The following is a 14,205-nucleotide window of genomic DNA, read 5'->3' on the forward strand; positions in this document are numbered from 1 at the left end:
GGGCGCGCGCACCGCTCAGGCTTTGCTAATGCTGTTTTGGCAGGCTTGCGGGCAAAGGAGACCGCCATGCCCCGCCTGACCAAGACCGAACACATCGCCCGCCGCCGTTTGATGTATCACCTGTGGCGCGCGGATGAAGACACGCTGCCGCTGCGTGCGCTGCGCGAAGAGGTGCCGGACGCATGGCACATGATCGAAGCGGACATCGACTGCCACGAGCCGAAGGTGAAGACGACGCTGTACCTTGATCAATCCGTGGCCAAGATGTTCCGCGCCATGGGGCAGGGCTATCAGGCGCGGATCAACCGCATTCTGAACACGTGGCTGGCGATGAAGATGGCGGGGCTGATGGAGGAGGAGACGGCGCTGGGCAACCGGCGCGCCCGGCTCATCGCGGCGGAGCAGGAAAGCGGCGTCAGGCCCGGATGGGGCCCCGGTGTGCGGGAGGATTTCTGAGCGTATCCGGATGCGCGCCTGTTTGGTGGGCGGCGGGGCTGGTCAAATCCGGTGCAACCTGAAAGAACGCCTCTGGATGCGTTTGCGAGGCGTGGGGATGACTATACTGACGGAGGGTATCGTGATGGGGCTGGTGGCAACCGCTGCCATGGACCTTTGGGGGCTGTTGCTGAACCGGCTGGTGGGTCTGCCGATGTCCAACTGGGGCCGCGCGGGGCGCTGGGTTGTGCAGGTCGCGCAGGGCCGCGTGTTCCACGATGACATTGGCGCTGTGCCCCCCGTGCCGCGCGAGGCGCAGATCGGCTGGGCGTTTCACTATGCGGTGGGGGTGATCTATGGCGTGGCGCTGGCGCTGCTGATGGGGCCGGGCTGGCTGGCGGCGCCGACGCTTGGGCCTGCGTGGGTGTTTTCGATTGTGATGATCGGCTTTGGCTGGTTCCTGATGCAACCGGCCATGGGTGCCGGGCTGGCAGCATCGCGCACACCCACCCCATGGCGCGCCCGCGCGCTGGGACTGGCGGCGCATACGGTTTTTGGTCTGGGCCTGTGGGTCGGGGCGATGGTGTGAGATTTGGGATGCGGTGGTGTTGTCGCAGCTAAGCTTTCACGACGTGCGCGCGTCTGCGGTTTCGATTTAGTATAGTTTTCGACGATATCGGGGATTTACAGAGTAAAATAGTAAATCCTGATACGATTTGCGACTGCATAACCATTACGTATCGAATTTTTTAATTGCAAATATGTGATAACGCTGATTCAACGAAACTGGAGATGCCCGCCATCTTCGTCAATGGGTCTTACTTAGCGCTGTAACGCTTTTTAGGACGGATATGACCGGCAATGAGAGCAGACATGCTCCCAACGGCCAAACCGAAACCGGATATAAGAGCTTACGCTTACCGGTTTCGGCCATTTACAGGTCGTCATTTCGACACCTCTTTTAGGATTTGTTAGGTTAAGCCTAACTCTCCGAAGTCGCCTCGCGCGACTTCATCCATTTGAAGGGTGCGAGACTTGAGGTGATGACGGGCATCTATTCATAAACGAACATGAGTTCGCTTTGCCGTCAATATTCTCTAAGAAAAAAGATGGGACATAACACTGTGTGTTAATATAAACTTAACTTTTAGAAGGCCTCAATCGGCGGCGGTATTTCTGGTATTCGATCCGATAAGGTGCCATATCTTGTTTTAGATGGGAGAAAATATGGAACTCGACGCTGAAATCCGCGAGAGATTGCTGGAGGCAATCTCGGAAAAATTTGCTCTTGAAAACGTAGAAAACATTGAAGTTACATCGTTTGATGTTGATTCAGACCGCCGTGAGGTTCGTATTGTGGTCTCTATCACAACAACCACCGAGCCGAAGTCTATCGCCGAAGGATATTTCGGCCTGACAAGCAAAGTGCGCACTGCATTGGGTAGCGACTGGAAAGACTTTTTTCCTGTAATAACGCCCGAGATTGCATCTGGAGCAAATGCCTGACGGCCGTCTTGCTCAAAACTTTTTGAGCACGGCACGACGGTTAGCGCCAGTATCTGCTAGACGTCCCAATCAGGCAAATCTAAGGCGGTGCATTAGTACGTGTTACTATGCTGTTTTTCACGCGCTTGCAAAAACGGCGGCGGACAGCCTAGTAGGAGCGACAAAATCGCGACGACCTAACAAAGCTTGGGTTGAAGTATACCGAGGGCTAGGACACGGCGCCTGTAAAGACGCTTGTAAGAAAGCTGGCCAAGTCAGCTTTCCGCAAGAGGTTCACGATTTCGCGGACGCATTCATTCAACTTCAAGAGGCTCGCCATCGCGCAGACTACGATCCAATGTACCGGCCAAACAAGGCCGAAGCGTTGGTATACATTGCTTTGGCAGAAAAAAGCATTGCGACATTGAAGGCTGTGCCAACCACAGACAAGAAAGCCTTTGTAGCTTGGGTGCTTATCACAAGTCCTGGTGCGAAACACGCTAGGGAACTGGCAAAAATAAGTTAGACTAGCGCCTCACTACCTCACAAACTTCTTATGCTTCAACCGCTTCGGCTCCAGGGCGTCTGCGCCCAAGCGGCGCTTCTTGTCCTCTTCGTAATCGGTAAAGCCGCCTTCGAACCATTCCACGTGGGCTTCGCCTTCAAATGCCAGAATATGCGTGCAGATCCTGTCGAGGAAGAACCGGTCGTGGGAGATGACCACGGCGCAGCCGGCGAAATCGACAAGCGCGTCTTCGAGTGCGCGCAGGGTTTCGACGTCGAGGTCGTTGGTCGGTTCATCCAGCAGCAGCACGTTGCCGCCTGATTTCAGCAGGCGCGCCATGTGCACGCGGTTGCGTTCCCCCCCCGAGAGCAGTCCGACCTTTTTCTGCTGATCGCCGCCCTTGAAGTTGAACGATGAGCAATAGGCGCGGGAGTTCACCTCGGCATCGCCCAGCTGGATCAGTTCCGCGCCGCTGCTGATGGCTTCCCAGACGGTGTCGTTTTCGGCCAGATCATCGCGGCTTTGATCCACGTAGGACAGATCGACCGTGTCGCCGTATTCGATGGTGCCTGCGTCCGGTTCCAATTGTCCCGTGAGCATCTTGAACAGCGTGGATTTACCCGCGCCGTTGGGGCCGATCACGCCGACGATGCCGCCGGGGGGCAGGGAGAAATCCAGCCCTTCGACCAGCAGTTTGTCACCCATGGCTTTTTGCAGGCCCTGCACTTCGATCACCTTGGAGCCAAGGCGCTGGCCGTTGGGAATGACGATCTGTGCGCGGGAGAGTTTTTCGCGCTCTGACTGTTCGGCCATCTCGTTATAGGCGTTGATGCGGGCCTTGGATTTGGCCTGGCGGGCCTTGGCGCCCTGGCGCATCCATTCGAGTTCGCGCTCAAGCGTTTTCTGGCGGGATTTGTCCTCGCGTGCTTCCTGGGCGAGGCGTTTGGCTTTCTGTTCGAGCCAGTCGGAGTAATTGCCCTCGTAAGGGATGCCCTTGCCGCGGTCGAGTTCCAGAATCCAGCCGGTGATGTCATCGAGGAAATAGCGGTCGTGGGTGACGATCAGGATGGTGCCCTTGTAGTCGATGAGGTGCTGTTGCAGCCATGCGATGGTTTCCGCATCGAGGTGGTTGGTCGGTTCGTCCAGCAGCAGCATATCGGGCGCTTCGAGCAGCAGCTTGCACAAGGCGACACGGCGGGCCTCACCGCCCGAGAGCGTGGTGACGTCGGCATCATCGGGCGGGCAGCGCAGCGCTTCCATGCTGACGTCGATCTGGCTGTCGAGGTCCCAGAGGTTGTCGGCGTCGATCTGGTCCTGCAGGGCGGCCATCTCGTCCGCGGTCTCATCGGAGTAGTTCATCGCCAGTTCGTTGTAGCGATCAAGGATCGCCTTTTTGTCCGCCACGGCGAGCATGACGTTTTCGCGCACGCTGAGCGTCTCGTCCAGTTTGGGTTCCTGCGGCAGATAACCGACGGTCGCCCCCTCGGCATGCCAGGCCTCGCCGGAGAATTCTGTGTCCAGACCGGCCATGATTTTCATCAGGGTGGATTTACCCGCGCCGTTCACGCCCACGACGCCGATCTTCACGCCGGGCAGGAAGTTCAGGTGGATGTTCTCAAAGCATTTCTTGCCCCCGGGGTAGGTCTTGGAAACGCCGGACATGTGATAGACGTATTGATAGGCGGCCATGGGGATGCTCCTGTCGCTGGATAACTGATTTGCCCCCCGATTACCGCGCCGCCGGTCCGGGTGCAATCGCCGGTATTGACGGTTGCGGGGTGCAGAAGCACCTCCGGCATGATTATTTGGATCAGATATTACAGCAAGGGCCAGTTCGCAGGTGGGGAAAACGGATAGCAAGCTGCCGGGCTACGTGCAGGGCTGGTTGCGCAGTGAGCGGCTGTCGCAGGCGGAGTGGCAGGCAAAGGACCTGCCCTCGGGGCGGTGATCTTCGGGCTACGCGCGCGGGCGCGGGCCAGCCAGAACCGCGCGACGGTGTTTCTGGTGCAATTGTTCCTGACGGTTGTGATGGGCCTTGTGCGGTTCGTGGGGCCGCCCCTGTGGCAGGGCTATCAACGTGGGTTGCAAGACGCCGCAGGTAAGCGGGAGGGTTGAGGACCTCAACGGTGTCAATTTTGCGGATGTGCGCAGCGGCCGGCCGTGCGGAGGCGGGGCGTGGCCCGTGCCGGAATGCGCAGATAACCGCGCGGACTGCAGTGTGATTTGACTTATCACCCCCGCATGGTAGCGATAATGGCAAGGCATATTGCGGGGCGGACAGCATGCAGATCAAACACGCGCTGATTGCATCGGCTCTGGTCCTCACAGGATGTGTGCCTCAAAGCATCAGTCTTGCGCCGCCGCCGAACCTCTATTCAACGGGGCAGAATTTCCCGGCAGAAGACGTGCCACCCGTATTGCGCACCACCACGCCGCGTATCTTTTATCTGACGGATCGTTTGAGCGAGAGGGAGGGCGCAGGCGCGGAGATCTACGGGTCGATGCGTTCGGAAGGCATGGCTTTTGGCACAGCACAGGTGCAGTTCGGGGCCAGCAATTGGGACGATCTGGTCACGCGCACCTATGTTGATCGGGGCGGGCGGATTTCGCGGCTGGATGTGTCTGGCGTGGCGGAAGATGTGCAGTTCAACCCGGTGCCGCTCAGCACACTGCGCACGGATGGGGCGCTGATTTTCGACCCCGACGAGGAGGATATCTACAGACAGGAAGGGCGCGCATTTCAGGCCGCCATTCGCGCCGAGATCCTGCGCACCGGGAACAAACGTGTGCTGCTCTATGCCCATGGCGTCGGGTCGGGCTTTGACAAGAGCGTGACCACGCTGGCGAACCTGTGGCATTTTGCCGGGCGCAAGTCGATCCCGATCGTGTTCAGCTGGCCTGCGGGAAATGGCGGTGTGCTGGGGTATTTTCGCGACCGGGAAGCGGGCGATTTCAGTGTGTTCCACGCCAAGGAGATGTTGCGGCTCTTGGCTGACATCCCGGAGTTGGAAGACATCGACATCGTGGCCCATTCCCGCGGGACGGATGTCATGACCAAGGCGCTGCGCGAGCAGGTGATTTTCTATCGTGGGGCGGGCAAGCCGCCGAAACTGGCGATGAAAACGGGAACATTGATTCTGGCGGCGGCCGATCTGGACACGGGCGTGGTGCGCCAGCGCCTGCAGGCGGAACGGTTTTCGGAGGCGTTCGAGCAGATCAACATATACATCAACCCGCGCGATGGGGCGCTGCGGCTGTCGTCGATCCTGACCAATGAGCAGCGATTGGGGGCGGCGACGTCTGAATCCCTGCCACCGGGGGAACTTGCGCGGTTGCGTAAATCCGAACTGGTGCATGTGATCCGGGTGGAAAATGTGCGGGGCGGGGGGCATTCCTATTTCCGCGATAACCCGGCGGTGCTGTCCGATATTGTGCTGGCGCTGCGCACGCGCGCCTTTCCCGGTGGAACGCTGCGTCCGCTTGAGTTGGGCGAGGACGGGTTCTGGCAGTTGCATCCGAACTATCCGCTGGAGCGGTTGCCGGATTTGCGCGTGGAAGGGTCGGATCGTTAGGATGGAAAGCCCGCTCAAGGCATTGATCGCGCGCCATGCGCAGCCCGGCGCGGTAACGTGGATCGGTCTGCGCCCCGCGCGCCGTGCGCCGCTTGTCGCCTGCGCGCGTGCCGAGGTTGGCGAAACCGGGCTGACGGGCGATCACGGAACCTCGCAAAAGCGCGCTGTGACCTTGCTTCAGGCGGAGCATCTGCCGGTGATCGGCGCGATGCTTGGGCGCACTCCGGTGACGCCCGAAGAGCTGCGGCGCAACCTTGTTGTATCGGGCATCAATCTTTCAGCGTTGAAGAACCGGCAGTTGCGGATCGGAGGCGTCGTGCTGGAAGTCACCGGGATTTGCGCCCCGTGCAGCCGGATGGAGGAGATCCTGGGCCCGGGCGGCTATTCAGCGGTGCGCGGGCATGGCGGATGGTGTGCACGCGTGCTGCAGGGCGGCGAGATAAAGCGCGGCGACGCGGTCATGCCATTGACAAGCGGGGCCCCGGCCTGATTGTAGGGCGCTGACCATCAGGCAAGGGAGCGATGGGTGCGACAAGGCTTTCCGAAAGCGCGCGCAGGTGAGGTGATCGGGCTGTTTGGCGGTTCGTTTGATCCGGCACATCAGGGCCATGCGCATATCACACGCGAGGCGCTCAAGAGGTTCGGACTTGACCGGGTCTGGTGGCTGGTCTCGCCCGGTAACCCGTTGAAACCGCAGGGTCCGGCCCCGTTGGACACGCGGATGGCCCGTGCAAAGGCGATCATGCAGCACCCGCGCGTGATCATCACCGACGTCGAAACACGGCTTGGGACGCGCTATACGGCGGCGACGCTCGATCAGTTGTCGGCGCTTTATCCGGGGGTGCATTTCGTCTGGCTGATGGGGGCTGACAATCTGGCGCAGTTTCACAAATGGCAGCGCTGGCGTGACATCGCCAGCACCACGCCGCTTGGGGTTCTTGCCCGACCGGGCGACAGAATCCCGGCGCGGATGAGCCCGGCTGCGGCGGTTTTTGGCCGCGCGCGCATACCGGGGCGCGCCTCGCAGCTTTTGGGACGTGCCGCCGCGCCGGCGTGGTGTTTTGTTAACGTCCCCATGGTAGAACAATCCTCATCCGCGATCCGGTCCAAGGGTGGCTGGGTCTGAGGCTGCCTGCGTCCGCAATCGGTTCAAAATGATGGCCTTTGCACTGTTGTTTCTGCGCCCCGGCTGGGGGTAGGGTTTGACCATGACCAAGACACCTTGTTCGAGTTTTTCACGCCGCGCTGTGGTGCAGGCGTTGATGGCGACGCTTGCGACACCTCTGGCCGCCGGCGCGCCGCTTGTGTCCGAGCGTCCCCCAAGAGGGCGTGGCCCCGTGCGCCCGCCCGGTCCGGAGGCGCTGGTGAAAAAGGCGCGGCTGTCGGGTGATGTAGCCTTTGCGGTTGCGGATGCCAAAACCGGTGAGATCCTTGAGGCGCGCGCCCCCGAACTGGGTATCGCGCCCGCCAGCGTGACCAAGGCGATCACGGCGCTTTATGCGCTGGACACATTGGGGGCCGCGCACCGGTTCAAGACCCGCGTGATTGCGACGGGCGGTGTGACGGATGGTGTGGTCCGGGGCGATCTGGTTCTGGCCGGTGGGTGTGATCCGACAACGGATACGCGCGCCTTTGCAGCGCTGGCCGCACAGTTGAAAGAGGCGGGCATTCGCGAGGTCAAAGGGGATTTCCGTGTCTACGAAGGGCCCGTTGCCACGGTGCGTTCCATCGATCCTGAGCAGCCGGATCATGTGGGCTACAGCCCGGCGGTGGCCGGGATCGCGCTCAACTTCAACCGTGTCCATTTCGAATGGAAACGGGCGGGGGGCAAATACACCGTGACCATGGATGCGCGCGCAGGGCGCTACCGCCCGGAGGTGGCGGTTGCGCGTATGAAGGTCGTGCAACGGCGCGCGCCGATTTACACCTATGAGGAAGCGAACGGCCGCGATAACTGGACCGTCGCCAGTGGCGCCTTGGGGTCGGGCGGGTCGCGCTGGCTGCCGGTGCGCCGACCGGGGCTTTATGCGGGGGAGGTGTTTGCAACGCTCGCCCGGTCGCACGGGATCGTTCTGCCTGCGGCCAAGCTGCAAAAGGCAGCGCCACAAGGGGCCGTTCTGGCCGAGATCGAGAGCGCGCCACTCAGTGACGTGTTGCGCGCGATGCTGAAGTATTCAAACAACCTGACCGCTGAAATGATCGGAATGGCGGCGACGCAGGCGCGGACCGGGCAGGTGCGCAGCCTTGCCGCGTCAGCGCGCGAGATGAATGCATGGGCCAAGGATGTGCTGAAAATGCAAAGCCCGGCCTTTGTCGATCACTCAGGACTTGGGGGCGACAGCCGGGTCAGCGCGCAGGATATGGTGCGCGGCCTCGGGGCCATTGGTCACGCGGCCTTGCTGCGCCCGCTGCTCAAGTCGGTGAAGCTATTGGACTCGCAGGGGCGTCTGGTCAATGAGCACCCGGTGCAGGCGGATGCCAAAACCGGCACGCTGAATTTCGTTTCGGGACTGGGCGGCTATGTCACAACGCCCGAGGGGCGCGAGTTGGTATTCGCCATTTTTGCCGCCGATGAAGCCACAAGGGCGGGCATTACCCGTGCGCAGCGCGAACGCCCACCCGGCGGGCGCAGCTATGCCACACGGGCGCGCCGCCTGCAGCGGCAGTTGATCATGCGGTGGGGGGCGGTCTACGACCCGGCGGCGTAATCCGATGTTGGTCGCAGGGCGGGCCTGCGTCCTCGGTCGGGCCGCGGTCAGGTCAGGTGGCGCGCCCGGGCCCCGCGTTCGATGGCGGCAGCATGCAGGCGGTCCAGCGCGAGTTCGTAGCGGACCTCCTCCAGCAGGCGCAGTTCGGTCTCCCCCAGGGTGCCATCTGCGGCCGCCACATCGCAGGCCAGCGCATAGGCCGTTTCGTAAAGACGTTCGGGCAGCCCCTCGCGCATGAGGCCAAAGAGCGCATCCAGACCGTCTTCCTGTTCCAGCAGGTCAAAGACCACCTGTGTCACATGGGTGATCCGGTCCGGGTCGTAGTCGGAAAAGATCGGCAGCAGCTGCACGGCAGCCTGTATTTTCACGAGTTCCGAGGTGCGCATGTCTTCGTCAGAGGCGGAAACCGCGATCATGAGCGCCACAAGGCAGTCCTGCGCAGAAAATGAATGGGCTGGTGTATCGGGCAAGGGAGGGGTGCTTTCAGCAAAAGGTTACAGGCGCAGATTATTGACGCCGCTATGACAAGGCAATAGGGACGGGCGGAACGTCGCGCAAGAGGCGCGGCACCCAGAGGTTTGATATATCATGTCCGACACCCGTACCGCCGCGATGACGAGCAAAGCATGGCCCTTTGAAGAGGCGCGCCGCGTGCTCAAGCGATACGAAAAGAACCCGCCGGAGAAAGGCTATGTCCTGTTCGAAACGGGCTATGGCCCATCGGGCCTGCCGCATATCGGCACCTTTGGCGAGGTGGCGCGCACCTCGATGGTGATGCGGGCGTTTCAGGAAATATCGGATATTCCGACCAGGCTGATCTGCTTTTCCGATGATCTGGACGGGATGCGCAAAGTGCCGGGCAATGTGCCCAATCCCGACGCGCTGACCGAGCATTTGCAGCGCCCGCTGACCAGCGTGCCGGACCCGTTCGGGACGCATGCCAGTTTTGGCGCGCATAACAACGCCATGCTGCGCCGGTTTCTGGACACTTTCGGGTTCGAGTATGAATTCATTTCCGCGACCGAGTTCTATAACACCGGGCAGTTTGATGAGATTCTGCTGCGCGCCGCCGCGAAATACGATGAAATCATGGCTGTGATGCTGAAATCGCTGCGCGAGGAGCGGCGCCAGACCTATTCGATTTTCCTGCCGATCCATCCCGAAAGCGGGCGCGTGATGTATGTCCCGATGAAAGAGGTCAACGCGCAGGCGGGCACCATCACCTTTGACAGCGAAGATGGTGAAGAGATGACGCTGCCGGTCACCGGTGGTGCCGTCAAATTGCAGTGGAAGCCAGACTTTGGCGCGCGTTGGGCGGCCCTCGGCGTGGATTTCGAGATGTATGGCAAGGACCATTCCACCAATACGCCGATCTATGACAAGATCTGCCGTATCCTGGGCCAGCGCCCGCCGGAGCATTTCACCTATGAGTTGTTTCTGGATGAAAACGGGCAAAAAATTTCCAAATCCTCCGGCAATGGGGTCAGCATTGACGAATGGCTGACCTATGCCAGCACCGAGAGCCTGTCGTATTTCATGTACCAAAAGCCGAAGACGGCCAAGCGCATGTATTTCGACGTGATCCCGAAGGCTGTGGACGAATACCATCAGCAATTGCGCGCCTATGCCGGTCAGGACACAGCGCAGCGGTTGAACAACCCGGTGTGGCATATCCATGGGGGCGATGTGCCGGCGTCGAATATGCTGGTGCCGTTTTCCATGCTGCTCAATCTGGCGAGCGTGTCCTCCGCTGAGGATAAATCGCAGCTTTGGGGGTTCATCCAGCGCTATGCGCCTGAAAGCAATCCGGAAAACAATCCGGATATGGACGCAGCGGCAGATTTCGCCGTGCGGTATTTCAACGATTTCGTGAAGCCGAAAAAGGTCTATCGCGCGGCCAGTGATCTGGAGCGTGAGGCGCTGGAGGACCTGCGCGACCAGCTCAAGGCCTATGACGGGCCGGTGGATGATGAGGCGTTGCAGTCCATCGTCTATGCCTGCGGGCGCGAGCGGTTTGATCCCTTGCGCGGATGGTTCACGGCCCTTTATGAGGTGCTGCTGGGCGCGTCGCAGGGGCCGCGTTTTGGTGGCTTCATCGCCCTTTACGGGGTGCAGGAAACGGTCGCTCTGATTGATGCCGCGCTTGCCGGTGAATTGCTGAGCGACGACTGACACCCTTGCCGGATGGCGCTGGCGGTTTACCCTTGATCTATCGGATCAAGGAGAATGCCCATGCGTGCAGTTGTTCTAGGCGTTGTGTTCACGGTTCTGGCCGCCTTTGGCGCGGTGGCGAACCCCAAGGACATGCGCGATGTGATCGACAGTCAACTGTCGGCCTTTCAGCAAGATGATTTTGCGCAGGCGATGGAATATGCCAGCCCCGGTTTGCAACGCTATTTCGCCACGCCCGAGAATTTCAGGCGCATGGTGACGCAGGGGTATCCGATGGTCTGGCGGCCTGACACGGTGGAGTATCTGGAAAACCGTACTGAGGACGGCATCCATTGGCAGCGGGTTCGGATCAAGGACATGGAAGGCAAGGTGCATATCCTTGATTACCGCATGCTCGAAACTGAAAATGGCTGGCGTATCAATGGGGTGCAGATTCTGGATGCGGCCGATTTCATAACCTGACCGGCATCAGAATTCCGTCCAGACCCCGAGTTTCAGCGACGCCTCACCGCTTTCGACCGGTATCTCGCTGCTGAATTGAAACGTCACCCGGCCCCTGCCCGGCGAAAACAGCAGCGAGGGGGAGAGTTTTGAAAAACTTTGTCCATCCTCGAACGTGTTGAACATCTGCATCATGACCTTGGTTGTGTCGGTGAGCCCCAGACCGACCGTGCCATCCACTTTGATGCGCGCTTTGGCGGGTGCTTCGGCGTCGTTATAGCTGCTGTCCACATTGACCCAGCCGTATTTATCGCCGATCTGAATACCACGGCCCCAGGACAGGCCCAGTTCGGCGGCCTTGAGAAACTCCGCCTCGAAGTACCGCGCGCCGATACCGAGGTGAAAGGCCCATTTATTGGGCTGGTCCACGGGGCCCAAGGGAAAGCGCGCAAACAGGATGCCGGACCCGATCGGCACGTCTTCGATCGTCGTAGCGGCGATATCGGCACCCGCGACATAGTTCAGAATTTCAGTGTCATAGGTGATATCGGCGCCGATGGTGACTTTTTCACCCAACCCGTATTCCATGTAAAAGCTGACGGAGCTGCCGTTGTTTTCGGTTGTCTGCACGGAGGTTGACACGAAACCTTTGCCTTTTTCGCGCAACCACGCCCCAGCCTGCGCGGAAGGCGCGCTTGCCAAGGCCAATATCAGCGCGAAAACCACGGACCGCATCACATTCGTCTCCCGGTCTGCATCATGGTTAACGAGCGTTAAAAATTGGTTACGCATTTTTAGAGATTTTTGCGGTTCTGCGCGGGTGAAAACCGGAACAGACTTCCTATCTAGGAGAGAAGGAACAAAAGGAGAGCGCGATGAAATGCCCTGTTGATGGAACGACCCTTGTGATCACCGACCGCAGCGGTGTTGAAATTGATTATTGCCCTCAGTGTCGCGGCGTCTGGCTGGACCGTGGCGAACTCGACAAGATTCTCGACCGGAGCGCCCCGCCCGCTGCCCCAGCCCCGTCGCGCGGCTATGACGATCGTGGCGGGTATCGAAGGAAAAAGCGCGGTGGCTTCCTCGATGAGTTGTTTGACTTCTAGAGCGTCTGACGAAATACCTGAAACATCGAGTATTACGTAACGCATTGAAATCTTTGATTTCAGACAGCTCTACGTGATGCAGGTTTTTCGCATGACGCTTGAGAGCGTCCGGGTTGGAGGTTTGAACCCCTAACCAGCACCAGCCGCGATGCATTGCCGCCCGGTATCTTCAGACGCCGGGTGATGCACGGCACTGCCTGAAATCGGATACCGGTTCGGCGGCATCGCTGAGCGAAAAGCGCACCGTCGCTGCGCCCAGTGTTGCGGTTGCGCTCTCGTTGAACTGCAATCCGTTCAGAACATTTCCGAAACCCCGATCCGTCACCGTCAGCGTGCGGCGATCCGCGCTGAAGGTCTGGCGGTCGGTTGAAATCATCAGGCCGGACGGCCCGTCAAAACGCATCGAGAAATTCGGCGCAACGGGCCAGGGTTCTGCAGTGGTGATGGATATCGTGTAGAGCGGTGCGGTCGGGTCATAGGTCAACGCCACCGCCGCGCCGCCTTCTTCATGGTTCAACAGGCAGGGCAGGCCGGGGGTGAACTCCCATGCCGGGCAGGCGGTTGCAAACAGGATCAGGGGCAGGGCGTACCGCATGCAAAAAGAGTAGGGCGCTGTGGCGAATTCTCAAATGCTGCGCAGAATGGGCCGGGGCTTTGCGCCGCCGGCCCTTGCAATGTCAACGCTTTACCCGCTGATCTGCTTTTGGGTGCATTCGCGCGCCATGGCCATCGCCTTTTTTGTGCCGCTCAGGTCCATGGTGAAGGCGTAGTCTTTTTCGGGAAAGACGGTCATCGTGTATTGTTGCGCCAGATCCTCAGCAAACTGCGGGCTATCGCTCAGCACGTAACCACCGGAGTATCCTTTGGTGATGTTTCCACGCATGCCCGTGGCCTCGCCGACATACATGTTCTCACCGATCAGGATCACGACTGCCTCCGTTTCGCCTGCCTTCAGGGCGGTTTCGCCCTTGGTGAAGACGCCAAGATAGCCCACGCTGCGGTCTTCGGTCAGGCCCATCTGCACGACATTCTCAGCGCTATCGACTGTTTCGATCAGGCAGGATTTCTTTTCCTGATCGATATAGACCTTCCAGCCCTCGACCTCGCCGTATTTCAGGAAGGTGTCGGCACTGGCACCGGTGGCAAAAACGGCCGTGGCAATCACGGCGATGGAGCGGGTGGAGAAAAGCATCATGGCGCACCTCTTTAGGTTGAATTGATGCGTGGCAGCTTATCCAATTGCGCAGAGAGGACAAGGTCGTAAAGCGCGGAACGGACGGGGATGATCCGGCCTAGGGCGCCATGGTCAGGTCAGCCGCCGTCAGCTTGTAGGCACGCCCGAAACCGCCATTCAGCAAGGCGAGGCGGACGTCAAAGCGAACCAGCCGGAAATCACCGAAATCAATGTAGAGTTTCGCCTTGGGGCGCTGTTTAAGGTAATGCGCGCGCAGGGCCGGGTGTTCGGCGCTGTCGCGGGGGATGAAACAGGCGGTGGCCTGCAGGGTCAGGCGCGGATGGGTCAGCGGATCGCCCCGGTCTGATGGTTCGCCCACAAGCAGCGCGCAGTCGGGTTGTGCCTCCAGCGCCGTGGTGTGCGAGGACAGGTCCGAAATCAGCGACAACGGCGCGCCACCCGGGTCGGTGGCAAAGGCGATGCGGCTCACGCTGGGGTGTCCCTGTTCGATCACGGCGAGGGCTGCGTAAGTGGCATGGTCGATCAGATCGCGCGCCAGCGCGCGGGCCTCGGCATCAACCGGGCGGAAGGGGTCGCGTTTGCTCAT

General features: G+C 60.2%; 17 protein-coding genes. 11 read left to right on the plus strand and 6 right to left on the minus strand.

The genetic code is table 11. The annotated features are described in order from the left end of the window. Nucleotides 1-66: 66 nt before the first annotated feature. The 3 genes from RD1_RS05690 (at nt 67) to RD1_RS05700 (ending at nt 1,941) form a co-directional block, all read left to right on the plus strand. The gene (locus RD1_RS05690) at nt 67-456 is read left to right on the plus strand and encodes a BrnA antitoxin family protein (protein ID WP_011567503.1); all 390 of its coding nucleotides are present in this window, start codon (nt 67-69) and stop codon (nt 454-456) included. A 97-nt stretch (nt 457-553) separates the two neighbouring features. After that, entirely contained in the window at nt 554-1,024 is a 471-nt protein-coding gene (locus RD1_RS05695) for a DUF2938 domain-containing protein (RefSeq protein WP_044033360.1), read from the plus strand. A gap of 638 nt (nt 1,025-1,662) precedes the next feature. Continuing rightward, a complete protein-coding gene (locus RD1_RS05700) occupies nt 1,663-1,941 on the plus strand; it encodes a hypothetical protein (RefSeq protein ID WP_105880324.1) in 279 nt (92 codons plus the stop codon). A 517-nt stretch (nt 1,942-2,458) separates the two neighbouring features. On the opposite strand, the gene ettA is transcribed toward RD1_RS05700, so the two are convergent. Further along, the gene (ettA, locus tag RD1_RS05705; RefSeq protein WP_011567505.1) at nt 2,459-4,114 is read right to left on the minus strand and encodes an energy-dependent translational throttle protein EttA; all 1,656 of its coding nucleotides are present in this window, start codon (nt 4,112-4,114) and stop codon (nt 2,459-2,461) included. Between the two features lie 225 nt (nt 4,115-4,339). Between ettA and RD1_RS05710 the strand changes: the two genes are divergently transcribed. The 5 genes from RD1_RS05710 (at nt 4,340) to dacB (ending at nt 8,705) form a co-directional block, all read left to right on the plus strand. Further along, on the plus strand, nt 4,340-4,540 hold the full coding sequence (locus RD1_RS05710) for a hypothetical protein (RefSeq protein ID WP_044032970.1): 201 nt from the start codon (nt 4,340-4,342) through the stop codon (nt 4,538-4,540). A gap of 167 nt (nt 4,541-4,707) precedes the next feature. After that, nucleotides 4,708-5,997, plus strand: coding sequence for an alpha/beta hydrolase (locus RD1_RS05715; RefSeq protein WP_011567508.1), 1,290 nt, complete (start codon nt 4,708-4,710; stop codon nt 5,995-5,997). Nucleotide 5,998: 1 nt separating this feature from the next. After that, nucleotides 5,999-6,487 carry an MOSC domain-containing protein gene (locus RD1_RS05720; RefSeq protein ID WP_011567509.1) on the plus strand — a complete coding sequence of 163 codons (489 nt, stop codon included), beginning with the start codon at nt 5,999-6,001 and terminating at the stop codon, nt 6,485-6,487. 36 nt (nt 6,488-6,523) lie between these two features. Beyond that, nucleotides 6,524-7,123, plus strand: a complete 600-nt coding sequence (locus tag RD1_RS05725) for a nicotinate-nucleotide adenylyltransferase (protein ID WP_011567510.1) — start codon at nt 6,524-6,526, stop codon at nt 7,121-7,123. A gap of 82 nt (nt 7,124-7,205) precedes the next feature. After that, entirely contained in the window at nt 7,206-8,705 is a 1,500-nt protein-coding gene (gene dacB / locus RD1_RS05730) for a D-alanyl-D-alanine carboxypeptidase/D-alanyl-D-alanine endopeptidase (RefSeq protein ID WP_011567511.1), read from the plus strand. Nucleotides 8,706-8,752: 47 nt separating this feature from the next. Here the strand turns inward: dacB and RD1_RS05735 are convergent, their stop codons facing one another. Then, nucleotides 8,753-9,121: a tellurite resistance TerB family protein gene (locus tag RD1_RS05735; protein WP_050759060.1), complete on the minus strand. Its 369-nt coding sequence runs from the start codon at nt 9,119-9,121 to the stop codon at nt 8,753-8,755. A 172-nt stretch (nt 9,122-9,293) separates the two neighbouring features. Here RD1_RS05735 and RD1_RS05740 point away from each other — a divergent pair, with 172 nt between their 5' ends. Together RD1_RS05740 and RD1_RS05745 are read left to right on the plus strand one after the other, a co-directional pair. Further along, the gene (locus RD1_RS05740; RefSeq protein WP_011567513.1) at nt 9,294-10,877 is read left to right on the plus strand and encodes a lysine--tRNA ligase; all 1,584 of its coding nucleotides are present in this window, start codon (nt 9,294-9,296) and stop codon (nt 10,875-10,877) included. Between the two features lie 60 nt (nt 10,878-10,937). After that, a complete protein-coding gene (locus RD1_RS05745) occupies nt 10,938-11,339 on the plus strand; it encodes a DUF4864 domain-containing protein (protein WP_011567514.1) in 402 nt (133 codons plus the stop codon). A 6-nt stretch (nt 11,340-11,345) separates the two neighbouring features. Here RD1_RS05745 and RD1_RS05750 read toward each other — a convergent pair whose 3' ends face one another. After that, nucleotides 11,346-12,053 carry a hypothetical protein gene (locus tag RD1_RS05750; RefSeq protein ID WP_011567515.1) on the minus strand — a complete coding sequence of 236 codons (708 nt, stop codon included), beginning with the start codon at nt 12,051-12,053 and terminating at the stop codon, nt 11,346-11,348. Nucleotides 12,054-12,193: 140 nt separating this feature from the next. Between RD1_RS05750 and RD1_RS20650 the strand changes: the two genes are divergently transcribed. After that, nucleotides 12,194-12,424, plus strand: coding sequence for a zf-TFIIB domain-containing protein (locus RD1_RS20650; RefSeq protein ID WP_011567516.1), 231 nt, complete (start codon nt 12,194-12,196; stop codon nt 12,422-12,424). Nucleotides 12,425-12,593: 169 nt separating this feature from the next. Here RD1_RS20650 and RD1_RS05760 read toward each other — a convergent pair whose 3' ends face one another. The 3 genes from RD1_RS05760 to RD1_RS05770 form a co-directional block, all read right to left on the minus strand. Beyond that, nucleotides 12,594-13,019 carry a hypothetical protein gene (locus RD1_RS05760; protein WP_011567517.1) on the minus strand — a complete coding sequence of 142 codons (426 nt, stop codon included), beginning with the start codon at nt 13,017-13,019 and terminating at the stop codon, nt 12,594-12,596. Nucleotides 13,020-13,109: 90 nt separating this feature from the next. Next, nucleotides 13,110-13,619 carry a hypothetical protein gene (locus RD1_RS05765; RefSeq protein ID WP_011567518.1) on the minus strand — a complete coding sequence of 170 codons (510 nt, stop codon included), beginning with the start codon at nt 13,617-13,619 and terminating at the stop codon, nt 13,110-13,112. Between the two features lie 97 nt (nt 13,620-13,716). Next, nucleotides 13,717-14,205: a HugZ family protein gene (locus RD1_RS05770; RefSeq protein ID WP_011567519.1), complete on the minus strand. Its 489-nt coding sequence runs from the start codon at nt 14,203-14,205 to the stop codon at nt 13,717-13,719.

The organism is Roseobacter denitrificans OCh 114 (assembly GCF_000014045.1).
Lineage (GTDB): Bacteria > Pseudomonadota > Alphaproteobacteria > Rhodobacterales > Rhodobacteraceae > Roseobacter > Roseobacter denitrificans.